Below are 25928 nucleotides of genomic sequence, written 5' to 3'. Positions count from 1 at the left end.
GTCCCTTCGTCGGGCGGGATCCCGTGCGGTACGAGGTGGGATCGACGCGTGATTTCACGTCTGCCCATGTGGTAATCACAGGCTGGATATCACAGGGGAATCGCACGCCACAAGACCACGCATCGGTGGTCGCAATGCCGTTCAGAGGCGGTTGGTTGGGGAGACATCGGCAATTTCCCGAGGTGGCTGGGGACGGGTCGGCAACACCCTTGACACCCCCCAGGGGGGCTCATAGTCTCCACGCCACAGAATTAACGTTAGATTTCACATGGGGAAAATCGGTGCGACGGAAGGACGTGCTCGTGTCCGGTCCCTCGGCAGCGGATATGCCCGCCCCCCGTCCCGCCGAAGGAGCAGCGGGCGGCCGTCCCTCAGAGTGGACGCTGCGGCCGTACGGCCTTCGATGCGAGCACCGCACCACTCCGCTGGGGATCGACGAACCGGCACCCCGGCTCTCCTGGCGGCTGGCGTCCGACCGCCGCGGTGACGACCCCGTGGCCTACCGGGTCCGGGTCGCCGAACGCTCCGAGGAGCTGGACGTGGGCGGTCAACTCCTGTGGGACACGGGCCGGGTGGCTGATCCCCATGCGGCCGCCGTGGAGTACGCCGGACCCGCTCTCCTGGGCCGTACCCGCTATCACTGGCGGGTCTCCGTCTGGCCGGCCGGAACGGCGGTGCCCGCCGAGGCCACGTCCTGGTTCGAGACGGCCTTCACCGACGCCGGGGCTTGGCGGGCGTCGTGGATCACTCACGACCGGCATCCGGTCGACGTCATGGACGCGCCCACCGAGGGCGAGTTCGCCCTCGACGACCACGGGCTCGCCCCGTGCCCCGTCCTGCGACGCACCTTCACCGGCTCGCCCGGCGCGCAAGCCCGGCTCCTTGTCAGCGCGCGCGGCCTGTACGAGGTCCGGCTCAATGGCGCACGGGTCGGCGACGCCGAACTCGCCCCCGGCTGGACCGATTACCGCTGTCGAGTCCAGTACCAGACGTATGACGTCACCGAGTTGCTGCGTGAGGGCGAGAACGTTCTTGCCGCGACCGTCGCCGACGGCTGGTGGAGCGGATTCGTCGGCTTCGAGCCGCGCAGGGCCGGAGCACACTACGGCTCGTTCCCCCAGTTCCTGGCCGAGCTTCACCTGACCGGTCCGGACGGCCGCAGCACTGCGATCGTCACCGACGAGACGTGGCGCGCCAGCACGGGAGTCATCCGTCACGCGGACCTGCTGATGGGCGAGTGCCATGACCTGCGGCACGCGGCCGACGGCTGGGAACTTCCCGGCTTCGACGACACCGACTGGTCCCCGGCCCTGGTCGCGGACGCAGACCACCATCTGCTCGTGGCGTCCGTCGACGAGCCCGTGCGAGCGATGGCCGAGCTGCGCCCGTGCTCGGTCAGGCGCATCTCGCCGGATACCCACATCGTCGACTTCGGCCAGAACCTCGCCGGGCGCGTACGGCTCCGGATCGGTGAACTCGCCGCCGGGGCAAGTGTGGTGATCCGCCACGCCGAGGTACTGGACGAGTCGCACAAGCTGTACACGGCCAATCTGCGGACCGCCGCCGCGACCGATGTGATCGTCGGGGACGGGCGCCAGGGCATCGTGTTCGAGCCGCGTTTCACCTATCACGGGTTCCGTTACGCCGAGATCAGGGGAGTCCCGGAGCTGACCGAGTCCGATGTCGTTGCTGTGGCGCTGCACAGCGACACCCCGTGGGCCGGGGAGTTCGACTGCTCGGACGCCGAGCTCCGCCGGCTCCACGAGTGTGTGGCGTGGGGGCAGCGCTCAAACTTCGTCAGTGTGCCCACGGACTGTCCGCAGCGTGACGAGCGGCTCGGCTGGCTGGCCGACGCGCAGGTCTTCCTGCCGACCGCCGCGCTCAACGCGGACGTCGCGGCGTTCTTCACCAAGTGGCTGCGCGACATCGATGACGCCCGCACACCCGACGGCGGCTTCACCAATGTCGCCCCCCGCCTCGTGGGGGTCTGTGACGAAGGCGCGCCCGGTTGGGGCGACGCGGGTGTGATCATCCCGTGGCACCTCTACCGCACCTATGACGACCCGCGGTTCCTCGCCCGGGAACTGGAGGGAATGCGCGCCTGGGTCGATCTGATTCACCGTCATAACACGGATCTGGTCTGGCGCAGACGGGTGGGTCCGCACTTCTCCGACTGGCTCGCTCCCGGCACCCCCACCCCGCGCGACGTCATCGCCACGGCCTGCTTCGCGCACAGTGCCCGCCTCACCGCGAAGGCTGCCGATGCCCTGGGTCGGAAGGACGTCGCGGATCACTACCACCGGCTGGCCGACGACATTTGTCGCACGTTCACGGAGCACTTCGTCACCGTCGGGAGTGCCGCTGCCGCACCTCCTGCCGTGCGTATCGCAGGGGACACCCAGACCGCCTATCTCGTCGCCCTCGCCTTCGAGTTGCTGCCCGCGGACCTCGTCGATTCCGCCGCACACCGTCTCGCCGAAATCGTCGAGTCGGCCGGACCCGCCCTCCTGACCGGATTCCTCGGGGTCGCGCTCGCCGCGCCCGTCCTCGACGCCCATGGGCGGGCCGACCTCGCCCATGCGCTCCTGAACCGTGACGAAGTGCCGTCGTGGCGGTTTCCGCTGCGGCACGGCGCCACCACGATCTGGGAGCGCTGGGACGGGTGGACCCCCGATACCGGGTTCCGCGCGCCGTCGATGAACTCCTTCAACCACTACGCGCTCGGCTCGATCGGTGAATGGCTCTACCGCGGTGTCGCCGGCCTCGACCAGGCGCCGGACTCCACCGGATACCGGCATCTGCGGATACGGCCCCGCCCGGGTGCCCTGCGCCACGCGAGCGCCCGCCACGAATCGGTCCGCGGCACCGTCGAGGTGACCTGGGAGAGACACGGCGGCCGGCTCGCCCTGCGGGTCCTGGTGCCGCCCGGCTCCACAGCCGATGTGTACGTGCCCACCACGGACCCCCGCTCGATCCGCGAATCGGGCGTGGCCCCGAGGGCCGACGACCGCCACATCACGCTGCTCGCAACCGCCTCCGACCACGTTCGCTACCGCGTGTCCTCCGGCGCCTACCGCTTCACCGCGACTCATCCACCGGCAGACGGCCACGCCGGGACGTCTCCGGCGGACCGGCCCGAGCCGGCGCTCACCCAGAGCCGACGCACATCAGGACCGGCGGCGAAACCCTCGTCCGCCCGTTCGCACGAGGAGGACACACCATGACGACGGGTTCTCACAGCCGGCCGGGCCGGAGCACGGTCGGCCGCCGGGGTTTTCTCCGTATCGGCGGTGGGGTCGCGGCGCTCGCCGCCCTTCCCCCCGCACTGACCGCCTGCTCCGATTCGAGCAGCGGCTCCGGCAAGCTGCGCATCGTCGGCGTCGCCGACCAGCAGAAGCCGATCGAGGAACTCGTCGCGCTGTACCGCAAGTCCCACCCCGACGACGTGTTCTCCACCTCCTTCGCACCCACGGACCAGGTACAGACAGTGGTGCGCACACAGCTCGCGGGTGGCAACGCCCCCGATGTGCATGTGCTCTATCCCGGCAGCGGCAGTGCCATGTCCATGGTCGAGGTGGCCAGGGCCGGGCTGCTTGCCGACCTCAGCGACCAGGCGTGGGCCAAGGAAGTCCCGGCGAACTTCCACCCCGCGTACCGATACAAGGGCAAGACGTATCTGTATTCGGCGGGAAGCAGCGTCATCGGCGCCATCCACAACAAGAAGGCCTTCGCCGAGGCCGGCGTCGAGCCGCCGCATACGTGGAGTGAACTCCTCGACGTCTGCACAAAGTTGAAGGCCAAGGGCGTGATACCGATCGCGCTCGGCGCGCAGACTCCCTGGGTCACCCAACTGATCACCTACGCACTGGTCCCCAACGCCGTCTACGCGAAGAACCCCGGTTTCGACGCCGAGATGGCCGCCGGGCGGGCGCACTTCCGCGGCTCCGGGTGGGCCGACGCGATGGGCAAGTACCAGGAGTTGCAGCGTCGGGGGTTCTTCAACGACAACCCCAACGGAACGACGTACGAGCAGCAGACATCCATGGTCGCGAGCGGCAAGGCTGCGATGGCCGTCCAGGTCTCCGCCGTACTCGCCAACTTCCGTCAGGCCACCCGGACACCGGACGACCTCGGCATGTTTCCGTTCCCCGGCGGTGACGACGCCGCGAACCTGTGGATCCCGGCGGGCATCGTCGTCGGCCTCGGCGTCTGCGCACGGTCCAAGAAGGCAGCAGGGGCAAAGGCGCTCATCGAGTTCCTCGGGAAGCAGGAGAACGTCAACCGGTGGGCGCGGTCCGTCGCCGCGATCCCGTTCAAGCGCGATGCTTCCACCGAGATCGACCCCGTCCTCAATGACTTCCTGCCCATCATCGACGACAACCGGGCCGTCCCCTTCATGGACCAGAGCTGGCCCAACGCCGAGGTCCAGCCCGCCCATTTCGCCGCCGTACAGAACCTGCTCGCGGGAAGGACGGACGTCGACGGCGCCCTGGGACAGATGGACGAGGCGTACGGGAAGAAATCGTGACGACCACGTCCGAGAAGGCCGCCTCCGGCACGGTCGGCAAGGCCGGAGGCGGGCCGCGGGCCGGCTCCGGCCGCCCGGTCCGGCGCCGCGATCACACCGTCCCACCCTGGTTCTTCGTAGTTCCGGCGCTCGTCGTCTACGGCGTCGTCGTCCTGTACCCCAGCCTCGCCGGGGTGATGTACGCCTTCACCGACTGGTCCGGCATCGGCGGCTTCTCCTTCACCGGCCTGGACAACTTCCGGGCCCTGCTCGACGACAGCCGGGCACTGGAGTCCGTCAGCAACACGCTGCTGCTCACCGTCGCCGTAGTCGTCGTCCAGAACGGCGTCGGCCTGCTGCTCGCGCTCGGCGTCCACGCCGACATCAAGTCCCGCGCTCTACTGCGGCTGGTCTTCCTCGCGCCCGCCGTCGTCAGCCCCGTCATGGTCGCGATCCTGTGGAAGTACGTCTACAACCCCGAGAACGGCGCAGGCCTCAACGGTGTCCTCGGCGCGGTCGGACTCGGCGGTCTGCGTCAGGACTGGCTCGGCAATCCCTCGCTCGCCCTGTGGTCCGTCGCGGCGATGGTCGTATGGCAGTACGCCGGATACTCGATGGTCGTCTTCCTGGCCGGCCTGCAGGGCGTACCCGCCGAACTCCACGAGGCCGCGAGAATCGACGGCGCCGGCTCCTGGCAGCGCTTCCGCTATGTCACCTGGCCGCTGCTGGCCCCGGCCCTGACGATCAACCTCATGCTGTCGACCATCGGCGGACTCAAACTATTCGACCAGGTCTACGCCGCCACCAACGGCGGACCCGGCACCTCCAGCGAGACCCTGTCGACCGTGCTGTACAAGGAAGCGTTCGTCTACGGGAAGTTCGGCTACAGCACTGCCGTCGCCCTCGTCCTCGCGCTGTTCGTCGCCGCGGTCTCCCTGGTCCAGCTTCGCTGTCTGCGCGCGAGGGAGGTCACCGCGTGATCACCGACACGTCCCGCGGACCCGCCGAACAGAAACCCGAACGCAGAGGCCGCAGGCCACGGTTCGGGCAGTACGCCCTCGAACTGGTCTTGATCGCGGTCGCCGTCGTGTTCCTGTTCCCGGTGTACGCCCTGATCACCCTGGCGATGAAGGACCCCCAGCAGATCTCCGACTCGCCCCTCTCCCCGCCCTCCCCGCCCACCTTCGCCAACTTCGGCAACGCCTGGTCCTCCGCGTCGCTGGGGCCCGCCCTGCTCAACAGCACGGTCATCACCGCTGTCAGTCTGCTGATCCTCGTCGTCCTGGGTTCCACGGGGGCCTACTACCTCGCGCGCCGCGCCCGCGGCATCGGCTACGGCCTGTACATCCTGTTCCTGCTGGGCATCGTGCTGCCCTTCCAGCTCGGCATGATCCCGCTCTACGAACTCGTCGACGACCTGGGCTGGCTCGGCACCTACCAGGGGATGGTGCTCTTCTACACGGGCATCCAACTGCCGTTCACCGTCTTCCTCTACACCGGATTCATCCGGGCCCTGCCGCAGGACTACGCACAGGCCGCGCTCATCGACGGCTGCACCCACCGGCAGGCGTTCACCCGGATCGTCTTCCCTCTGCTGCGCCCCATCACCGGCACCGTGATCATCCTGAACGCCGTGTTCATCTGGAACGACTTCTTCACCCCGCTGCTGTACCTGGGCGGCTCCGACAAGGAGACCGTGCCCGTCGGTGTGTTCGCGTTCGTCGGCCAGTACGTCTCCGACTACGGACTCGTCTTCGCCGGACTCGTGCTGGCCGCCCTGCCGATCCTGGTGGTGTTCGTGGTCCTCCAGCGATATGTGATCAAGGGCTTCGCGGGCGGTCTCAAGGGCTGAGGGCATCTCATGACACACCCGGCGCACCCACCACTCCCCCCGAGCATCGCGGCGGTACTCGCCGAGCCCCCGCGTGCCTTCTCGCCCACCGCCATCTGGTGGTGGAGCGGCGAACGGCTCGACCACGCGCGGCTGCGGGCGCAGCTGGAGCGGTTCGCGGAGGGCGGGGTGCACAACCTCGTGCTCCTCAACCTGGCGCCGTCGGGCCCCCTGTTCGGCTCCGACGCCGACGATCCGCCTTTCATGTCCGACGCGTGGTGGGCCCTGCTCGACGGTGTGTGCGACGACGCCCGCGAACTCGGCGTCAGCCTGTGGTTCTACGATCAGCTCGGCTTCTCCGGTGCCGACCTCCAGGCGCGCCTCGTCGACGAACAGCCCGCCCACGCGGGACGTCGGCTCGACCGCCTGCGTGCCGTCGTCGACTCCACAGCGATACGGGCCGGAGAGCTGCGGTGTCCCCCGGACGGCCGGCCGCTCGCGGGCCGCGCCGAACCGGTCGACGCCGGCGGCCGGACAGTCGGCCCGGCGGTCCCGGTCGCGGTGGCCGACGGAGTCGTACGGGCGCCGAGCCCTGGACGCTGGCGCCTGACGCTCCATCATCATATTCCGCTCGGCTTCGACTACCTCGGTACTCGGGCGTGTGCAGCACTGCTGGACCGGGTGCACGGGGAGTTCGAGCGCCGGCTCGGCGACCGGCTCGGGACCGTCGTCGTCGGCTCCTTCCAGGACGAGCTGCCTTCCCTGCCCACCTGGTCCACCGGTTTCACCGACGCCTTCGTGCGCCGTCGCGGGTACGACATCACTGCGCGGCTCGACGCCCTGTACGACGACAGCACGGATCCGGACGCCCACCGGGTCCGGCGCGACTTTCAGGTGACCCGTGCCGAGCTGGCCGAGGAGGCTTTCTTCCGGCCGCTGGCCGCCTGGCACGACCGCCACGGCCTGCTCATCGGCTGCGACCAGCAGGACCCGGCCCGTGCCGGACACCCCGTCGCGGGCGTGGAGTTGTACGCCGACTACGCCCGCACCCACCGCTGGTTCTCGGCCCCCGGCTCCGACCACCACGGGGACGCCCGCATCCATTCCTCGCTCGCCCACCTCTATGGCCGCCCCCGCACCTGGATCGAGGCCTTCCACTCCACCGGCTGGGGCGGCACACCGGAGGAGACCTTCGACTGGCTGCTGCCGTGGCTCCGCGCGGGCGCGACCCTCTACAACCCGCATGCCGTCTACTACACGACCAAGGGCGGCTGGTGGGAGTGGGCGCCACCCGCGACCGACTGGCGTCAGCCGTACTGGCGCCACCACCGCGTCTTCGCCGACGCCGTGACCCGGCTGTGCGCGATCCTGAGCCTCGGCCACCACCTGTGCGACATCGCGATCCTGCTGCCCACCACCACAGCCCAGGCCGGTACCGCTCTGGACGGGGTCACGGATGCTGCGGCGCGGGCCCAGTCGACGTATCTCCAACTCACCGGTGACATGGCCTGGTTCCGTACCCGGCCGGGCATCATGGACCGTCTCGGTCTCGACGCCGACGTCATCGACGACGCGTCCCTGGCGCGTGCCCGGATCGCTCCGTCCGACGGCGGTGTACGGCTGAGGGTCGCGGACGAGGCGTACGCCACGGTCGTGCTGCCCTCGTGCACAGTCCTGGAACGGGACACAGCACGCCGGCTCATCGAATTCGTTTCCTCCGGCGGCAAGTTGATCGCGGTCGGCGCCCTTCCCGAACACGTCGTCGGCCCCGGATCGGCGACCGTGCTTGCCGAGCTGCGCGCGTGCTTCGCGGACGGCCGGGCCATTGCCGTCCCCATGACGGACGATCCGGCCGACTCGCTCGCCGCGGCGCTCGCCGGGGCGCACCCCGTGGTCCGGGCCCCGGTCCCCGCACTCGCGCGCCGTGTGGACGGCGCCACGGTGGTGCTCCTGACCGCCGCCGCCCCACGGGCAACCCGAGCGGCCGTCGCGGCCCCCGACGAGCGGGGCGCCGCACTGGGCTGGCTGGATGCCCGATACGACTTCGATCCGGACCGCTACGCGCGCGGCGCACGGGTGCGAGTGCGGGACGTGGTGGGCCCGGCGGTCCTGCTGGATCCGTTCGGCGGCGCTCCCCGGACGCTTCCGGTGCGGCCCGCCGATGACGACGTCCGGGCCGTGGAGGTCGATGTCACCTTCGATACGGGCCCCGCAGCGGTGCTGGTCTTTCCGGCAGGTATCCGAGAGACGGCCATGCCCATAGCGGCCGACGCACCCGCACCGGACGTCACCACCATCGAGATCCCTCCGGACGCGGACTGGGATATGACGCTCGTGCCGACCCTCGACAACACCTGGGGCGACTTCGCCCGCCCCTCGACCGGCCCGCCCGCCGGCCCTGCCGTCACCGAATGCCGGACCTTCCGGCACCGCGTGGAAGAGGCCGGGGAGGACGGCGTACGCGATGGATGGGCCGTGCCGGACCGCGCCGATGAGCCGGTCGCGGCCACGGTCCACGCGACGTTCGGCCCGCACGCGGTCGTGCTCGGCGGCGGCCCCGGCCACGATGTCCTGTCGGCCCTCGAATGGTCCGACACCCTGGGCGTGTACAAGGACCCGATCCACCGTGCCGTTCTGGGGCCCAAGGGGCATGTGCCGGAGGAGTTCGTACACATCGGCCCCACCGCCGCCGAAGAGGTGGTGCGGCTGCGCATGGAACTGCTCCTCGACGAGGCCTTCGACGGACACCTCGCGATCGGGGCCGCGGCGGCGAAGCGGGCCCGGCTCGACGGCGCCCCCGTCTCCCTGGACGACGGGGGCCACCTTGCGATGGGCCCGGTAGAAGTGGCAGCGGGCCGCCGTCTGCTCGAACTGGAGCTGACACCTGATCAGGATTGTGATCTGCGGGCGCATGTGGCGCTCGTACGCGATCCGGAGCGCTACCGGCGTCCGGAATGGATTCATGCCTCCGGGACGATGGGCACGACACTGCGTCTCTCGGACCTCCCCGTCCGGGCCGTCGTCCAGGTGGCCGCGCGCTTGCCCTGCGTACTGCGCGTCAATGGACAAGTGGTGGGCAGGCAGGGCGGATTCGACCCGTACGCCGAACACGCGGTCCCGCGCGTGCGACGGCATGACGTGGCGGTGGCCCTGCGCATCGGTGACAACGACATCACGGTGCAGACGTCCGGGGGCGGCGACCGCGCGGTCCTGGTGGATGCGGTATTCGACGACGGGTACGGCAACCGTGTCGCGACCCTGCACAGCGACGCCCGCTGGTGGGCCGGGAGCGCGGACGGACGTGTGCCGGTCGCGGTACGTCGCGCGCCGATGGGTGACCCGGCCGCACTGTATCTGCGCCGCCGCCCGCATCCGCTGCCGGGCGCCGCCTGGCTGGATCCGACCGCGGACGACGGCACGGTGGTGCCGGTCCGGTTCGCGGTCCCGGGGAGCCTGGGAGCGGTGGAGTGGCTGTGGTGCGAACTGCCGCCGGGCGCCACCAGGTTGACCGCGCTCGTGCGCGGCGAGACGACTGTCTTCGTGGACGGCTCCGAGTGCACTGGGCCCGTCACCGCCGTCGACGCGCGGGACTCGCGGGACGTGCTGACCGTGACCGTCGGTCTTTCGGCCGGTGGCCCTTCCGGGCCCCGGACCGCGGCCCTGCGCGTCCGGACGCGCCCCGGGTACGAGGGTGGCGCCGCGCTGGCCGGGCCCGTGCGCTGTGAGGTGGGGCCCGGGCGGATTCGCGTCGGCGACTGGGAGACGCACGGCCTCGCCGAGTACAGCGGCGGTGTGCGGTACCGCCGCGTGGTGACCGTGCCTGCCGAGGTCGCCCCGGGACAGGTGTCGCTCGACCTCGGACGGGTCCGCGGGACGGCGGAGGTGCGGGTCGGTGGCGTCGCCGCGGGGGTGCGAGTGTGCTCTTACGTCTTCGATCTGACAGGTCTGATCGGGCCCGGCGCCAATACCCTCGACATCACCGTGTTCGGGACGCTGGCACCGTACCTGGACGCGACGAGCCCGACCCACTTCGTCTTCCCGGGCCAGCGTGTCAGCGGCTTGCTGGGTCCCGTACGGCTGCGGGTCGGTGGTTCCGACGGAGGTCAGGGGCAGCTTTGACACCGTCCTGACCTCCCCCTGTCGACGTCGTCGCGGCCACCCCGCTTTCGTCGCCCCGACCAGCCCGTCAAAAACACGTGAAGAGATCACCGTTTCACGCCAAGAACGCGCCATTGGCTGCCGTCACCGGCCAGAAGCGGGAACACCCTGAGCGGACCCGATCAAAGGACTGCGAAGCACATGTCTCTTCTCACCTCGGACCCCGGTACGGCACCAAGTGCCGAGGAACCCCCCGATACCGGGGCCCGACACAAGCTCACCACCCTCACCGGCCTCGCCGCGCTCTCTCTCGACGCAATGGCATCGGTGGCGTACGGGCCCGAGGCGATCGTCCTGGTCCTGGCAGCGGCCGGCGGCCACGGGCTCGGCTTCACGCTCCCCGTCACGCTGGCGATCGCCGTCCTCCTGGCCGTCCTCGTGGCCTCGTACCGCCAGGTCATCGCGGCCTTCCCGGACGGTGGCGGAAGCTACGCGGTCGCCAAGACGCATCTGGGCCGCCGCACCAGCCTGATCGCCGCTGCGTCCCTGGTTCTGGACTACGTCCTGAACGTGGCCGTCGCCGTGACCGCGGGCGTGGCAGCGCTGACCTCCGCTTTCCCGGAGCTGTACGGGGATCGCTTGTGGCTGTGCCTGGCGGTTCTGGTCCTGATCACCGCCGTGAATCTGCGCGGGATCGTGGACTCGGCACGCGCGTTCATCGTGCCGACCGCGGTGTTCGTCGGAGCGATCTTCGTCCTCATCCTGGTCGGACTGTTCCGCGACGCCCCGGTGAGCACGGAAGCGGCCGCCGGCCATGCCTCCGTACTCGGCACCAACGCCACCACAGTCGGTGCGTTGCTCCTCCTCAAAGCCTTCGCCTCGGGCTGCTCGGCGCTCACCGGTGTCGAGGCCATCGCCAACGCCGTTCCGTCCTTCCGCGCCCCAGCCGTCCGCCGCGCCCAGCGCGCGGAGGTCGCACTCGGCGCACTGCTGGGTGTGATGCTGATCGGTCTGTCCGTGCTGATCTCCCGGTTCGGGCTGCAGCCGGTCGAGGGCGTCACCGTGCTGGCGCAGCTCGCCGACGCGTCCTTCGGGCACAATCTCGCCTTCTATGTCGTGCAGTTCGCCACCATGGTGCTGCTGGCGCTGTCCGCGAACACGTCGTTCGGCGGTCTGCCGGTGCTGCTCAAGCTGCTGGCTCGCGACAACTACCTGCCGCATGTCTTCGGGCTCAAGGCCGACCGGCAGGTCCACCGCCACGGGGTCCTCACGCTCGCGGCCGTCTCCGCCGCGCTCCTGGCCTTCTCCGGGGGCGACACCAACACCCTCGTCCCCCTCTTCGCGATCGGCGTCTTCGTCGGCTTCACCATCGCCCAGACCGGGATGGTCATCCACTGGCACGGTGTGCGCGGGCCCAAGTGGGTCGGCAAGGCGTTGCTGAACGGCCTGGGCGCGTTCCTGACGGGGGTCGGCGCGGTCGTGGTCACGGCCACCAAGTTCCACGACGGCGCCTGGCTGATCGTGGTCGCCCTGCCGTTGCTGGTCGCCGGCTTCGAGTGTGTCCACCGTGCCTACGCCAGGATCGGCGAGCGGCTGGGCGTCGGCCGCATCCCGGAGCCTCCGCACCGCGACCGCTCGCTGGTCGTGGTTCCGGTCTCCTCCCTCACCCGGCTCACCAGCGAGGCCCTCACCGCCGCTGTGTCCCTCGGCGACGAGGTCCGTGCGGTGACGGTCTGCCACCCCGATGCCGAGGACCGTATCCAGACCGAAGCGCTGGAACGGGACTGGGCACTGTGGAATCCGGGCGTCCCTCTGGTGCGTGTGACCTCACAGCGCCGTTCGGTCGGCCGCCCGGTCGCCGCGTATGTACGCGAGGTGGCGGCCACTGATCCGGGCGTACGGATCACCGTGCTCATCCCCGAGGTCGAGCCGGCCCACATGTGGCAGCGGCTACTGCAGAACCAGCGAGGCGCGGTCGTCGCGCACGCCGTCCGCCACGAGACGGACGCGGTGATCTGCCGACTGCGGTTCCGGCTGTTGGATCCGCCCCTGAAGGTGTGAGCGGCTGCACGACCGTCAAGGACGACGTGACGCGGCAGTTGTTGCGGTCACGTACTGAGCAGGCGGTTGAAGAACGAGCGGCAGCGCTGAAGTGCTGTCCGCAGGTCCTCGGTGAGGACCTCTTCTCGAGTGCTGAGGACAGATCTCCGAAGCGTGTACCCGCCACCGACAGCACCGGGCTCATGTCTCACTCGTCAGCTGCCAGGGTGGACAGATCGATGTCCCACGAACGCTGGCCGGCGGCGGTGGCCACGATCCGCGCGGGCGCGACCGGATTGTCGGGGTCGTAGGCGGACGTCAGCGTGTGAGTGACGACATCGCTCATCCATGCCGTGGTGTTGGCGTTGAAGGTGCCCGTGTTCCTCGCGACCTTCCAGCGGAAGCTGACGCTGTACGACTCCAGCCAGTAGCCGGAGGACATCTTCGCGGAGGTGGAGAAGCCCGGGTTGTCGTTGAACGTGATGCCGTTCCTGGCGTTCTCGATCACGGCGTTGTTGTAGGGCGGCCGGTACGGGCCGTCCTGCTGCCACGGCCGTTGACTTGCCTGGCCCGTCGCGCTGTGGTCGGTAACGATCTGCACATTGCTGTCGGTGACCTGCTGCCAGAAGTGGTAGTTGGTGGCGGCCGACAGCGGGGCGCCGTCCGGGTTGTGCAACGTGGCAGCCTGCCCGAACCCGATGCTCTGGTCGGCGTTGAGTTGCTGGTTAGCCGGACCTTCGTACGCGGACGTGAAGGTCAGTCTCGGCTTGTTGAGGTCGAAGACCTTCTTGCTGCCCCGGGTGTTCCGGCGTTGCGGCGGGGGGCTGTCACCACTGGATACGGCTTCTCTTCGGCGCTTGGGCATCCGCTGCAACATGGTTCCGGCGCCCGCGTCCGTGCCGCGCCCGTGCCCCGGAGAAGGTGCGCTCGCGCTCTCCAGCGGAGCGGCCATGGCCCGCCTCGCGTTGGCCTCCGCCTCGCGTTCGAAACGGTCGGACGGGTCCGAGACCCTGAGGCCGTCACCGTTGTCCGTGCCGGCAACTCGTCCCTTGCGCTGTTGGATGACATGGGTGAGTTCATGGGCCAGGGTGTGCGGGTCGGCCCCGCCCGCACCGATCACAACGTGATTGCCCGAGGTGTAGGCACGGGCACCCACCTCCGCGGCGGAGGTACGGGCCGCACTGTCGTCGTGCACGCGGACGTCGGAGAAGTCGGAGCCGAGGCGGGCCTCCATCTCGGTACGGACCGGTTCGTCCAGCGGCCGCCCCGGCGAGCGGAGCACCGCGTGCACCGTGGCGCGCTGGACGGGCTGCGGGTTCTCCGGCCCGAATGCGCTGTACTCGCCCTCTTCCTCGACCATGCGCGCCACGGCGGCATTGCCGATGGTGCGCTGCAGGCTCATCGCCCGCGCAGGCGTCAGACGGCCAAGGCCGGGCCGGAACACCGACTCCGCACGTCCGGCTGCTCGCTCCGAAGGCCCCAGGCGCACCGCCTTTGCCGACCGTTCGTACGCGTACACGGCTACTGGCCCCTTCCACCGCGACCGGGGGCGACGACGACGGATCGGACACCGCTCACCCTGTGGGCTTCACCCGTACGAGCCTATCGACGCACGCGGCAGGAAGAAGAGCCTTGCAGGGCAGGCGTCTTGTCCCGGAGGGCAGCGTCTGACGGCCTCCGGGACGCACACCCTCACCCCCGGCGCACACCGTCGGCCGGGAGAGGTACGGCCGAGATTTCCCGGAGGCGCTAACCTCCGTCACGTCCCCGCGCACGGTCCAGCCAAGGGCCGAACTCGCTTTCCCGGACCAGTCGGCCGAGTTTGCGGTACTCCTGGAACACGGCCGAGGCGAGCTGCTCCATACCGAGCGGTCTCCCGGATTCCGCCGCCAGATAGGCGGCGGTCACCGCGCAGGCCCGGATCGACCCTCCCGCCAACTCGAAGCGTCCCGCGCAGAATTCCAGGTCGAGTTCCGCGTCGCGTGGGATCGCCGTCCCGAGGCAGCGGTCCCACAGGGCCAGTCGCTGCTGGGCGTCCGGCATGGGGAACTCCGCGATCACGTCGAGGCGGCGGGTGAAAGCCTCGTCGAGATTGGCCCGCAGATTGGTGGTGAGCACCGCGATCCCGTCGAAGGACTCCATCCGTTGCAGCAGGTAGGCCGACTCCACGTTGGCGTGGCGGTCCTGCGCGTCCTTGACCTGTGAGCGCTTCCCGAAGATGGCGTCCGCCTCGTCGAACAGCAGGATGCCGTTGACGTCGGACGCCTCAACGAAGATCCTTTCGAGATTTTTCTCGGTCTCACCGATGTACTTGTCCACCACGGTGGACAGATCGACGACGTAGAGCTCCATGCCGAGCTCCGACGCCACCACCTCGGCGGACATGGTCTTGCCGGTGCCGGACTCACCGGCGAACAACGCGATGACCCCCCGCCCCCGGCCGCCACCCGGCCGCATCCGCCACTGCCCGAGCACCTGCTCGCGGTGGCGTGCGCGCAGCGCGAGTTCGGACAGCTGGCGGCGGGTCGCGGAAGGCAGCACGAGGTCGTCCCAGCCGACCGCGGGCTCGATGCGACGGGCGAGCCGTTCCAGCCCCGCGCCGTTCTGTGCCCGGACCGCTGTGCGCAGGTCCTGCGCGTCCACCGGACGCTCCTCCAGGACGGCCAGCCGGGAGGCGACGGCCGCGGCCTTGCGCACCTGCTCGGAGTCGAGCCGGTAGGAGGCGGTGGCCTCGATGAGTCCCTCGTCGGCCGGCACGCTCTCGGCGGGCAACCCGACAGCCGTGCCGGCCTCGGTGAGCGCCCGACGCCACTGCCGCGCCACACCCGCGGGGCCGGGGGGCAGGACGCGGACCGGAACCGGGCTCTCCCTGGTCCACAGGGGGTCCCAGTTCTTCTTCCCGTACACGATCAGGGGGGTACCGCTGACCGCCGCGCAGAGGCCACCGAGCAGCCCGGCTCTCTCGGGCCGCTCGGGGGCGAGCGCTTCGAGCGGCCCGAGGACGACCCCGCCACTGCTCAGCCGGGCCTCGGCCGCCAAGGTCCGTACGAGCTCCGCCGGTTCGGGAGCGGCGGCGAGTGCCGCGATGTCGACCACCAGCGCACGACACCCCGCGGCGAGGAGCGCCTCGACCGCCAGTCTGCCGGGGTCGCCTCCCCGGTCGAGCAGATGTACCAAGCCGCTGCCCGTGCCCAACGCCGCCGCGACCCACAGGACTTCGGGTCCTGTGTCCGGCTCCTCCTCGGGCCCGACCACCCGGACGAGGCCGCGCAGCCTCCCATCGGTCTCGTCGTCGCCGAGCAGATGTGCGGTGATCCGGTCCGGCACTCGCAGCACCCGCGAGAGCAGTGGGCGGTCGGCTTCCCCGACCTCCAGCAGCCCGCCCGCGACCAGCGGGGCGGACGGCGAGAACCGGAAACGGCCGGAGCTCGCGGCGGGCAGCCCGCAGAGTTCAAGTGCCAGGCCGATGGTCGGCCTTCGCCGGGTGAGGTCGTCGTTGAGGTAGCCGTAGAGCCGCTCGAACCGGATGTCGATGTCCGGGGCCATCGCGACCAGCAGGAGGTCGACGTCCAGCGGTACCAGGCCGAAGTTCTCGGCGAGCTGCCGGATCCGGCTCCCGGGCGGGGAGTGGGGCGGAGGCTCGGAGCCGTACGCCGGCACAGGCGCGAACGCGTCGCGGGACGCCACGATCCGCTCGGCCGCCTCGGGGGTGAGGTACTGCCCCCGGTACGGATCGTCCGGTTGCGGGTCGACGGCCCGCCGGGCCGCCACGGCGTGCCTGACCCGCTGCTCGACATGGGTCAACCGCTCCCAGAGGTCCTCGATGCCCGCCGTCGGCGTGCCCGGCAGCTCGCGGACGGCATGGGTGCCCTGTGTCGTGGTCATCGAGCCGCGCCCCCGCGCCTGCGCCGACCGGGCGGCAACTGCCGTTCACGTGCCGCGGCGAAGCCCTGCCCCCCGGGGTCGGACGCCCCCTCGTAGCGCAGCCGACGCCCCGGTGCCGCCGCGTCGCCGTCCCGTGCGGGCTCGGCCTTCACCACCAGCCCTTCGGTGACCGGCGGACCGGCGGAAGTCCTTTCACCGGCCAGCGGTGCCCACACACGCAGGTCGATCGCCGCCTTGAGCTCACCGCCGAGCGCGGACCACACGTCCGAGGCGGACGGCCCGTCGGTGCCCGGACCCGCCGCCTCGATCTCCACGGTCAGCCCCAGCTCTGCGAGGCTGCCCGTGTGCATACGGGCGGGCAGGACGTCCGATCGTACGAGGCAGCGCAACACCTCGGAGAGAAGGCGGTGTTCGTCCTGCGGGCGGTTGGTCCAGGCGGTCACCAGATAGGTCAGCTCGAACCAGCGCGGCGGGGTCCGCCAGCCGATGACCACTCCTTGGTCGTCGTACTCCTCGGCCGTGCCGGTACGGCGGCGGGCCGCGTCCTCACGGATGCCGTGGAGGAAGACGCTGATCGTGGGGGCGTTGCGCCGGGCGGACCAGTCCTTCGTCGGTGCGTCGAAGACCAGGTCGACACCGCTCTCCTGGAGGCCGGCGTCGATCAGCAACAGCCGCAGCCCCTCGTCCACTTCGTGGATCACCGGCGCCCCACCTCGTCCGGCGGGACGATGGTGCCGCTGACCACCAGGAAGGGTGTGGTGACCGGGCTGAACCCCGGTCCCTCGGCGGTGATCGTGCGCGGCCCTGTCTGGTCCTTCGCCAGGATCAGCAACTGCGCGATGAACGTCCGGTCCCCGCGCGGGACCGTGGGCGGTGCGGTTGCCGTGATCCCGGGCTTCCAGGTGAGCTTCACCGGTGCTCCGGGCGGGAAGTCCCTGCCTCGTACGGAGGTGACGAACCCGGGTTTGCCGACGGCGGGCACCGCGACGATACGGGGTTGAAGGATGCGCAGCGGGATCCTGGCGACGTTGTCGCCGGTGTCGGCGTCGGTACCGGTCGTGGTCAGCGTTCCGGTGATGGTCGTCCTCAGCGCCCGGTCCGGCTTGAGCACGACGCGGACGACCGTAGAGGCTCCCGGTGTCAGGTCGGGCAGTGCGCACACCCCGGCGGCGCAGCCCGCCGGAAGCGGACCCGCCGGGATCCGCGCGGGCAGTCCGAGCCTCAGCCGCAGGCCGGTGGCGAGCGCGTTCTTGCCGTTGCGCACGGTGTACGTCACCACGACCCGGCCGCCGACGAAGCCGGGGCTGGGCTGTGCCCGCACCGTGACGCCGGGCCCCGCCTCGGGTTCGGGCGGCTGGGGCGCCGGAGGCCGGGGCGGCGAGGTCGAAGGAGACGGGGTGGGCGTCGGTGTCGGAGGTACGTCCTGGACCGGGACGGTCGTCCCGGTGGCGTTGTCCGTGGGGTTCGGGTCCACCACGGCTCCGGTGACCGACCAGCCGATCTGCTGGTCTCCCCTCGTCACGCCGGTCAGCCGGGCGGTGACCTCCACACTGGTCCCGGGCCGAAGCACGCCCAGGTCGCACTGAGGCGACCCGGTGGCGCAGGGCCCGGCCGGGGTGGTGAGCTCCTCCAGGCGCACGCCGGGCGGGGCGTCGACGGTGAACGTGGTGCCGGGCGAGGGTGCGGGGCCGTGGTTGGTGACGGTGACCGTCACCGACACGGAGGAACCGACCTCCACCGCGGGTCCGGTGGGCGGTGCGGTCAGGGACAGGTCGACCGACTGCTGGAAGGCGGGCTCCTTCTGCCGCCCGGTGAGTCTGCCGCCGAACGGCGTCAGCGTGCCGGAGGAGAGGTCGAGCACGGACAGCTGCTCCGGGGAGTTCGGCGCGAGCGCTCTGCGTGAGCTCAGCACCAGCCGTCCCGCGTCCGGCGACCAGGCCACGTCGCGGGGCTGGAAGGGCCCGGTCTGCGAGGTGTCGGGGATGTCCTGATGGCATGCGTCGGGGTTGTCCCGCTGGACGGACGGAAGCACGACCCGGCACTCGCCGCCGGTCAGCGAGGTCACGAGGATTCCGTCGCGCTCGTTGACCCGGCCGCCGCCGTCCTTGCGGTTGAAGGCGAGCGTGCCGCCGTCGGGGGAGAACGCGGGGCTGTCGTCGATCACCTTGCATTCACCGGGGCAGATGGTGACGCTGAGGTCCCGCTGCTGGTCGAGTGCCGCCACCGGCACGGTCCAGACGTGCTTGATGCCGCCCAGGCCCCGGATCACGTGGTTGCGGGTGAAGGCGAGGGTGGTTCCGTCCGACGACCAGGTCGGCTGCGCGTCGCCTCCGGTCAACTGCCCTGCCGGCGGCATGATCCGGCCTTCGATCGCCCCTGTGGCGACGTCCGCGATGAGGATGCTGCTCGGCCCCGGCTGCCCGTCGACCCGGCCGGGTGAGGTCCTGGTGAACGCCAGTTTGGTGCCGTCGGGCGAGAACGTGGGGTCGGTGTCCCAGTCACGGGGACCGCGCCCGGCGAGCGGCATCGCCGCCTCGTGGGTGCCGTCGGCGTCGGCCAGCCAGATCCGCTCGACGCGCTCCTTCTCCGGCCCCTCGAAGCGGGTCAGGACGATGCGCCTGCCGTCCGGTGTGTAGTTCTGCCGCTCGGTCCAGGGGTCGTAGGCCTCCGCCGGGTTGAACAGCGGGTCCTTGGCGGGGTCGGTGTTGGTATTGGCCTCCGGGTCCTCCTTCAGGATGGAGAGCCCGAGGTCACGCGGGTCCGATCCGTCCTGCCTGACGTCCTGGAGCGTCACGTCGTTCGCCTCGCGGGGGGTCCGCCGTGCCACGACGGGGGTCCCGGAGTCCGCGGGCCCGAGCCAGGTGGGCGATTGGACCGCACGGTCCTCGCCGAGCGTCAGGCCCGGCTCGTTCCCGTCGAAGGCGGTCGTCCGGTAGACGTGGTCGTAGTCCTTGCACCCGCAGGTCGTGTCGGGGCTGAGGAAGAGCAGGCCGTTCCCGTCCGGCAGCCAGGCGGCCGAGCGGGTGCGCCAGTCGGCCTGGACACCGGCCAGCAGCGGACGGTCGGCTCCGATTCCCTCGGTCACCCGGAGCCGGGGACCCGTCGTCTCGTCCGTGGTGAGGGTGTACGCGACACGAGCACGGTGGGTGTCGTCGTCCACCGGGTTCCACTCCGGATCGGTCGCGTCGCCGGGCGGGCCGTCACTGATCGCCCTCGCCGCGCCGCCGGCCACGGCCAGTTCGTAGATCAGACCGGTCCGCCCGGGACCGGAGTCACAGGAGTACGCGATCCGTGAGCCGTCCGGGGAGAAGGTCGGGGAGGTCTCGTTGTTGGGGGTGTCCGTCAGCCGCCGCAGACCGGAGCCGTCGATCCCGACGATCCACAGTTCACGCTGGACCACACCGTCCGACCCGGGCTCCGCGGAGTCGAACACCACGGTCCGTCCGTCCGGGGAGAGTTCGGGATGTGCGGCGTCCCGGTCGGTGGTGAGCCTGCGCACCGCTCCGCCCGCATCCCGCACGTACACCTGCGGCCGCAGGCTGTCGCGCAGGCTGGTGAAGACCAGCACCTCACCGCGCGCGAAGGGGTCCTGGTCGTAGTGGGCCGGTCCGGGACCGAACAGCGGGGCGCTGGTGGACGGGTCGGCGACCCGCCCGAGACTGCGGTGTTCGGTACCGGCGTAGGCGATGCGCCCGGCATCCGCCGGGCTTTCGTCAGCCGCCGCGGCGAGTCTCGGCGCACTTTGGGGCGCGGTCGCGGAACCCGCCACCAGCAGCGGCGCCAACAGCACCACAGCGCCAGTCAGTCGGCCCAGCCGGGTATGCCTCGCAGGGCCAGCAGTGCCGGTCACGGCCCACCTCACAGTCCTTTTGATGACTCTCCAAGACAAGCATCGTGCGTGGGCGGGGCCGAGAACAGGTCCGGAGTACCCGGAGAGGGGGAAGCGACTGTTGCCCTTTGCGGCGCCTCCCCGGCCGTTAGGGCCAGGAACACCGGCACACCCCCGCGCGGCGACGTCCGCACGCCGTCCGCACGGGAGCCCAGGGACAGCACTCAGATGAGTCCGTGCCGCATGGTGTAGCCGACGGCGTGGGCCCGATTGCGCAGTTCGAGCCGCGTCACCACCTCGTGCAGAACGTTCTTGACGGTGCGTTCGGAGTACGAGGTCTTCTGCGCGATCTCCGCGGTGCCGTAGCCCTCCGACACCAGCCTGATCATCTCCGCCTCCCGCGTCGTGAGAGTGGAGAGCGAAAGTCCCCGGGGGTCGAGGACCGTGCGCTGGAGGCCGCTGACATGGTCGAGGAGTTTGCCGAGCAGATCGCCCGGCAGTACTCCCTCGCCGTTCGCCATGGCCGTCACCAGGTGCACAAGACTGTCCTGGTTCGCCTCCCCGCGCCTGAGGACAGCGGCGACCCCGCACTCGATCATGGTCTGGAGCGCGCCCGATTCGAAGAAACCGACGACGAGACCGGTGCGGGTCGTGGTGTTGCGCTGGAGACGCTGAAGGAGTTGGACGGTGCGTTCGTCCACCATGTCCACTACTACTAAGGAGACTTGAGCCCGGTCCGCCTCGGCGTCGGCTATCAGCTCCATCTCGGGCCGCGGGCGAATCTGGTGCTCCACACCGGTCCGCAGGATCAGGTCCTCCGCGTACACGGCGACGGAGACCCTGCCCCGGGAAGTCTCCTTGGCCCGGACTTCGGCGGATCGTTCCGCCGTGGTGGGCCTGCGGTAATGGCCTCGTTCAACGGCCGTGTTCTTCATTTCTGCTGTCGTCGTCATTCTTCTGCGTGCCTGTCTTCCTCAGATACTTCCGTCGTTGCTTCCGTCCGATACGTCTGTCTCCGCACTCGACCGCACCGCCCTCCGGCACGGCGAGCGGGCCCGCGGAGGGGTCGCCGGGACATCGCGCCGTTGTGCCCATGGGGCACCACTCGTGCCCGATCGTTGCCCTCGCGTCTCTGCTGCGCGGCCGTCGGTGCGGCTTAACGTCGCAGGGTGACCACATCTGCCGAACTCGAAATGCCCACGGTGACGGTGTCGCCCGGTGCCGAAGCGACGACGACCCTGACCGTGCGCAACGACGGCGACATCGTCGAGGCGTACACGTTCGAAGTGGTCGGCGACTGCGCCGCCTGGAGCACCGTCGAGCCGGCACGGGTGTCCCTCTACCCGGGCACCTCCGAAGTGGTGACCGTACGGCTCACCCCGCCCCGGTCCCACGAGGTGCGGGCCGGCGAGATACCCCTGGGTGTCCGCGTTCTGCCCACGGAGCACCCCGAGTCGGTGGCGGTCCCCGAGGCCACGGTGGTCGTCGGGCCCTTTCACGAGCTCCGGGCGGAGCTCGACCCGCGCCGGCGCTCCGGCTGGCTGGGCGCCCGGTTCCGCACCTCGGTGCAGAACAAGGGGAACACCGCAGTCGACATCGCCCTCACCGGCAAACAGGCCGGGGAGGAGCTGCGACTGGCCTTCACCCCGGGCCAACGGCGCCTGGAACCGGGCGAGTCCGCCGAGATGGGCCTGCGGGTACGGACCCGGAAACTGATCTGGTTCGGTACGCCGGTCACCTGGCCGTTCGAGGTCGAGGCCGCCGAAAGCACCGAAGGGGACACCGACCGCGAGCAGCCCGGCAGGGCCGAGGCACTGCCGGGCGAGTTCGCCCAACTGCCCGTTCTGCCACGGTGGTTGCTGATCGTGCTCGCCGCGCTGCTCGCCCTGCTGCTCGCGTGGTTCGCGCTGGTCCGGCCCGCCGTACGGAGCACCGCGAAACAGGCGGCGCACGAGGCCGCGCAGGAGAAGACACCCCCCGGCGGGCAACAGGGTTCGGCTACAGGGGGCGGTACGGGAGACCCGGACGGTGGCCAGGGAGACGACAAGGGTCAGGGCAAGCCGAACGGGTCCGGAGGCTCCGGTTCGGGCGGCTCCGGTTCGGGAACGGGCGGGGGAACGGGCGGCACCCAGCAGAGCTCGGCGACGATCGATGTGCAGACCGGATCCGGGGCCAAGAAGAACGGGACGTACCGGGTTCCGCAGGGGAAGGTATTCGGAATCACGGACATCGTGGTGGCGAACTTCCAGGGCGACGAAGGAGTACTGACCATCTCCTTCGGGGAACGGAAGATCACCACCATCGCGCTGGAGACCTTTCGCAACCAGGACTATCACTGGGTCACCCCCATCCAGATCCAGGAGAACGACACGGTCACCGCGTCCGTCACCTGTGCCAAACCCGGCACACCGGCGACCGGAACCCAGGCTTCTGAATGCCATCAGGTGCTCAATGTCAGCGGTGTGCTGAGCGATCTCGCACCGTAGGAACAAGACTCCTGGCCCCCTGCTTCCCTCACGGAGGATGAGAACAGCAGAAATCCCGGCCGAGGGAAACCCGGCTTGCCGGTCGTTGGCAGTTTCCTTCTCCCGTGCACACTTGAGGCCATCCGGACCGTCCGGGTTCCGTGGTGTCGGCAGTGGGTGTGGAGTTTCCGGCCACGGGCCCCTCGGAGAACTCCGGAAGGGCACGTGGAGCGGCCTTCGGATTCGGGTTCCCGGTCCTGAGCGGATAGTCGCTGCCCCCGAATTCTGGCTGATTTCCGCCTGCCCCCTGCCGGCGGACATCTTCCGGAAATCCGCAGTACACCAGCTGTCACATGACCGGACCGGGAAATGTGGCGACCGCCGCGACCGGTCCGCAAGGGGAAACATTTCCGTCGCTCGGGTGCCTGGGGAGGCAGCACCGTTGCCCCGTGTCCAGGACTTTGAGACCTACTGCCCGCCACGGCCGCCGAGGAAGACTCGGCGGCGAACGAACGACCACGCGAAGGAGCGAGTATGCCGTCGTACCTCACCCCCGGTGTATACGTGGAGGAGGTGCAGTCCGGAGCCAGGCCCATCGAGGGAGTCGGCACCGCGGTCGCAGCCTTCGTCGGTTTCGCGGAGTCCGGCCCCTTCCACCAGCCGACGCTGGTGACGAACTGGGACCAGTACGTCCAGATCTTCGGTACCTTCACCGCCGACACGTATCTGACGCCCGCGGTCTACGGCTACTTCGCCAACGGCGGCGGCGCGGCCTACATCGTGCGCATCGGCGGCCCCGCGCAGGACTCGGCGCAGGGATCCGCCGCCGAGGTGGCCCCGCCCGCCGCCATCGGGGGGTTCCTGGTCTCCGCACGGCCCGGCACGAGCGGGGACCTCTCCGTGGAGGTCGCCGACGCCGAGGGCGAGAACCCTCCGGAGGACCGGTTCCGGCTGCTGGTGCGGCAGGCCGGCAAGGTGGTGGAGACCTACGACGTCTCCACCCGCAAGAACGTCAAGGGCTATCTGGTCGCCCAGACCCGCCAGTCCAAGCTCATCCAGGTCACCGAGCAGCCCGGCGCGGCCCAGACCCGCCCCGAGAACCAGACCCTCGCCCTGGCGCCCACCGCCGCCGCCCCCGGAACCGGCGTCGCACGCGTCGACCCGGCCGAGTACGTCGGCGACGCCGCCGCCCGCACGGGGTTCGCGGGCCTCGAAGCGATCGACGAGATCACCATGGTCGCCGTGCCGGACCTGATGAGCGCATACCAGCGCGGGGACATCGACGCCGAGGGCGTCAAGGCCGTCCAGCTGGCGGTGATTTCGCACTGCGAGCAGATGGGCGACCGGGTCGCCGTCCTGGACACCCCGCCGGGCATGAACGCCCAGCGCGTCCGCACCTGGCGCAACGACGACGCCGGATACGACTCGCGCTACGCGACCGTGTACTACCCCTGGCTCAAGGTCTTCGACCCGGCGACCGGCCAGAACGCCCTGGTACCCCCGAGCGGCCACGTCGCCGGTGTCTGGGCACGCAGCGACGGCGAGCGCGGTGTGCACAAGGCCCCCGCCAACGAGGTCATCCGCGGCGCGCTGGACCTGGAGATCCGCCTCAGCAAGGGCGAGCAGGACCTGCTCAACCCGATCGGTGTCAACTGCGTACGCGCCTTCCCCGGGCGCGGCATCCGGATCTGGGGCGCACGCACCCTCTCGTCCGACCCGGCCTGGCGCTACCTCAATGTGCGCCGCCTCTTCAACTACCTGGAGGAGTCGATCCTCCTGGGCACCCAGTGGGTGGTGTTCGAGCCGAACGACGACCGTCTGTGGTCGAGCATCCGGCGCAATGTCACCGCCTTCCTCACCGAGGAGTGGCGTCGGGGCGCCCTGTTCGGCCGCACGGCCGAGGAGGCGTTCTACGTCAAGTGCGACCGTGACAACAACCCGCAGGAGTCGATCGACCTCGGTCAGGTCGTGTGCGAGATCGGCGTCGCTCCGGTGAAGCCCGCGGAGTTCGTGATCTTCCGCCTCGCGCAGTTCTCCGACAGCACCAGCCTTGTCAACGAGTGACCCGACAGGGTCCGCAAACGGAACAGGTGACACAGAGTCATGGCAGAGGGCGATGCTCTTTCCACCCACGTCTTCGGCGTGCAGCTCGGCGGCTATCTCGTCGAGTCGATCCAAGAGATCAGCGGCCTGACCGTCGAGGAGGAAGTCGTCGAGGTCCGTCAGGTGACCGCCGAGGGCAAGCAGATCATCCGCAAGCAGCCCGGCGCGCGTCAGGCGGGCGAGGTGACGATCACCCGAGGACTCGACAAGAGCAGCGAGTTCACCAAATGGATCAAGGAGACGCTCAACAACGGTGCGGTCGACACCGCGCGCCAGAACCTGACCATCGAGATCAAGGACTCGAAGGGTGAGACGGTCCGGCGTATCCAGCTGATGCAGGGCTGGGCCAGCAAGTGGGAGGGCCCCTCGCTGAAGGCCGGCGAATCCAGTGCCGCCACGGAGTCGGTGACCATCACCTTCGAGGAGATCGTGGTCGAATGAGGCGCAGGACCGTTACGTCGGGCGGGCTCGACGAAGTCCTCGACAGCCTGGCGTCCGCCCCGCCCGCCGCACGGGAGGAGGCTGCTCCCGCGCAGCCTCCGGCCCGTGAACAGCAGGGAATGCGTTCGGAGTTCGAGTTCGAGCTCCCGCGCGGCTACGTCGACGACGAGGGCCAGGTCCACCGGCGCGGCTCGATGCGGCTCGCGACGGCGCGGGACGAGCTGCGCCCGCAGATCGACCTGCGGGTGAAGGAGAACCCGGCGTATCTGTCCGTGGTGCTGCTGAGCCAGGTGATCACCCAGCTCGGCACCATCACCGATGTGCACGCCGGGGTCGTCGAGCGGATGTACGCCACGGATGTGGCGTTCCTCCAGGACTTCTACCGCCGGATCAACAGCGAGGGCCACACGCACGCCGCGGTGACCTGCCCGCTGTGCCACGGGTCGTTCGAGGTGGACTTGTCGGGTGGGCGCCTGGGGGAATCGTGACGTACGCACCCTCCCGTTTGCGGGAGGAGATCGCGTACGTCGCCTACCACTTCCATTGGCAGCGAGAGGACATCCTCGACCTCACCCACGGCGAGCGTCAGGAGTGGGTGCGGGAGATAGCGCGGATCAACACCCGCGTCAACGAAGGCGGGTGATCGTGTGGGGTTCGGAGACTGGTTCCGCCGAGGGGGCCGGCAGCAGCCCGGAACGCCGTCTCCGGCCGGGGCCGACACCGGGCGCA

General features: G+C 70.1%; 16 protein-coding genes. 11 read left to right on the top strand and 5 right to left on the bottom strand.

The annotated features are described in order from the left end of the window. The first annotated feature begins 302 nt into the window (after nt 1-302). The 6 genes from ACZ7IB_RS32575 (at nt 303) to ACZ7IB_RS32550 (ending at nt 12497) form a co-directional block, all read left to right on the top strand. Nucleotides 303-3224: an alpha-L-rhamnosidase gene (locus ACZ7IB_RS32575; RefSeq protein ID WP_470917502.1), complete on the top strand. Its 2922-nt coding sequence runs from the start codon at nt 303-305 to the stop codon at nt 3222-3224. Then, nucleotides 3221-4528 (top strand): extracellular solute-binding protein, encoded by a 1308-nt coding sequence (locus ACZ7IB_RS32570; protein WP_470917500.1) that lies wholly within the window; start codon nt 3221-3223, stop codon nt 4526-4528. The genes ACZ7IB_RS32575 and ACZ7IB_RS32570 overlap by 4 nt, the downstream gene beginning before the upstream one ends. Next, complete coding sequence (locus ACZ7IB_RS32565; RefSeq protein ID WP_470917499.1) at nt 4525-5487, top strand: carbohydrate ABC transporter permease; 963 nt, start codon at nt 4525-4527, stop codon at nt 5485-5487. Before ACZ7IB_RS32570 ends, ACZ7IB_RS32565 begins: the two co-directional genes overlap by 4 nt. Continuing rightward, the gene (locus tag ACZ7IB_RS32560) at nt 5484-6359 is read left to right on the top strand and encodes a carbohydrate ABC transporter permease (RefSeq protein WP_470917497.1); all 876 of its coding nucleotides are present in this window, start codon (nt 5484-5486) and stop codon (nt 6357-6359) included. The genes ACZ7IB_RS32565 and ACZ7IB_RS32560 overlap by 4 nt, the downstream gene beginning before the upstream one ends. 9 nt (nt 6360-6368) lie before the next feature. Next, complete coding sequence (locus tag ACZ7IB_RS32555; RefSeq protein WP_470917496.1) at nt 6369-10457, top strand: hypothetical protein; 4089 nt, start codon at nt 6369-6371, stop codon at nt 10455-10457. A gap of 180 nt (nt 10458-10637) precedes the next feature. Beyond that, nucleotides 10638-12497, top strand: coding sequence for an APC family permease (locus ACZ7IB_RS32550; protein ID WP_470917494.1), 1860 nt, complete (start codon nt 10638-10640; stop codon nt 12495-12497). A gap of 187 nt (nt 12498-12684) precedes the next feature. Here the strand turns inward: ACZ7IB_RS32550 and ACZ7IB_RS32545 are convergent, their stop codons facing one another. From ACZ7IB_RS32545 to ACZ7IB_RS32525, 5 genes are all read right to left on the bottom strand, one after another. Then, nucleotides 12685-13995 (bottom strand): eCIS core domain-containing protein, encoded by a 1311-nt coding sequence (locus tag ACZ7IB_RS32545; RefSeq protein WP_470917493.1) that lies wholly within the window; start codon nt 13993-13995, stop codon nt 12685-12687. Between the two features lie 230 nt (nt 13996-14225). Continuing rightward, the gene (locus tag ACZ7IB_RS32540) at nt 14226-16361 is read right to left on the bottom strand and encodes an ATP-binding protein (protein WP_470917491.1); all 2136 of its coding nucleotides are present in this window, start codon (nt 16359-16361) and stop codon (nt 14226-14228) included. After that, nucleotides 16358-17062, bottom strand: coding sequence for a Pvc16 family protein (locus ACZ7IB_RS32535; RefSeq protein WP_470917490.1), 705 nt, complete (start codon nt 17060-17062; stop codon nt 16358-16360). Before ACZ7IB_RS32535 ends, ACZ7IB_RS32540 begins: the two co-directional genes overlap by 4 nt. Then, nucleotides 17059-20211 carry a hypothetical protein gene (locus ACZ7IB_RS32530; RefSeq protein ID WP_470917488.1) on the bottom strand — a complete coding sequence of 1051 codons (3153 nt, stop codon included), beginning with the start codon at nt 20209-20211 and terminating at the stop codon, nt 17059-17061. Before ACZ7IB_RS32530 ends, ACZ7IB_RS32535 begins: the two co-directional genes overlap by 4 nt. 203 nt (nt 20212-20414) lie before the next feature. Continuing rightward, nucleotides 20415-21125 carry a helix-turn-helix transcriptional regulator gene (locus ACZ7IB_RS32525; RefSeq protein ID WP_470917486.1) on the bottom strand — a complete coding sequence of 237 codons (711 nt, stop codon included), beginning with the start codon at nt 21123-21125 and terminating at the stop codon, nt 20415-20417. Between the two features lie 258 nt (nt 21126-21383). On the opposite strand from ACZ7IB_RS32525, the gene ACZ7IB_RS32520 reads away from it, so the two are divergent. The 5 genes from ACZ7IB_RS32520 (at nt 21384) to ACZ7IB_RS32500 (ending at nt 25842) form a co-directional block, all read left to right on the top strand. Next, nucleotides 21384-22676, top strand: coding sequence for a COG1470 family protein (locus ACZ7IB_RS32520; RefSeq protein WP_470917561.1), 1293 nt, complete (start codon nt 21384-21386; stop codon nt 22674-22676). A gap of 513 nt (nt 22677-23189) precedes the next feature. Then, nucleotides 23190-24719: a phage tail sheath family protein gene (locus ACZ7IB_RS32515; RefSeq protein WP_470917484.1), complete on the top strand. Its 1530-nt coding sequence runs from the start codon at nt 23190-23192 to the stop codon at nt 24717-24719. A gap of 39 nt (nt 24720-24758) precedes the next feature. Beyond that, nucleotides 24759-25199, top strand: coding sequence for a phage tail protein (locus ACZ7IB_RS32510; protein WP_072486912.1), 441 nt, complete (start codon nt 24759-24761; stop codon nt 25197-25199). Further along, the gene (locus ACZ7IB_RS32505) at nt 25196-25687 is read left to right on the top strand and encodes a hypothetical protein (protein WP_329816662.1); all 492 of its coding nucleotides are present in this window, start codon (nt 25196-25198) and stop codon (nt 25685-25687) included. The genes ACZ7IB_RS32510 and ACZ7IB_RS32505 overlap by 4 nt, the downstream gene beginning before the upstream one ends. After that, the gene (locus ACZ7IB_RS32500; protein ID WP_177328192.1) at nt 25684-25842 is read left to right on the top strand and encodes a DUF6760 family protein; all 159 of its coding nucleotides are present in this window, start codon (nt 25684-25686) and stop codon (nt 25840-25842) included. The genes ACZ7IB_RS32505 and ACZ7IB_RS32500 overlap by 4 nt, the downstream gene beginning before the upstream one ends. Nucleotides 25843-25928: the final 86 nt, after the last annotated feature.

The organism is Streptomyces sp. NPDC037301 (assembly GCF_055602785.1).
This window is presented reverse-complemented; position numbering and strand designations above follow the sequence as displayed.

Coding starts and splice junctions, on each gene's coding strand:
- ACZ7IB_RS32570 (WP_470917500.1), top strand. CDS start 3,221: ATGACGACGGGTTCTCACAGCCGGCCGGGCCGGAGCACGGTCGGCCGC.
- ACZ7IB_RS32555 (WP_470917496.1), top strand. CDS start 6,369: ATGACACACCCGGCGCACCCACCACTCCCCCCGAGCATCGCGGCGGTA.
- ACZ7IB_RS32550 (WP_470917494.1), top strand. CDS start 10,638: ATGTCTCTTCTCACCTCGGACCCCGGTACGGCACCAAGTGCCGAGGAA.
- ACZ7IB_RS32540 (WP_470917491.1), bottom strand. CDS start 16,361: ATGACCACGACACAGGGCACCCATGCCGTCCGCGAGCTGCCGGGCACG.
- ACZ7IB_RS32525 (WP_470917486.1), bottom strand. CDS start 21,125: ATGAAGAACACGGCCGTTGAACGAGGCCATTACCGCAGGCCCACCACG.
- ACZ7IB_RS32520 (WP_470917561.1), top strand. CDS start 21,384: ATGCCCACGGTGACGGTGTCGCCCGGTGCCGAAGCGACGACGACCCTG.
- ACZ7IB_RS32515 (WP_470917484.1), top strand. CDS start 23,190: ATGCCGTCGTACCTCACCCCCGGTGTATACGTGGAGGAGGTGCAGTCC.
- ACZ7IB_RS32510 (WP_072486912.1), top strand. CDS start 24,759: ATGGCAGAGGGCGATGCTCTTTCCACCCACGTCTTCGGCGTGCAGCTC.
- ACZ7IB_RS32505 (WP_329816662.1), top strand. CDS start 25,196: ATGAGGCGCAGGACCGTTACGTCGGGCGGGCTCGACGAAGTCCTCGAC.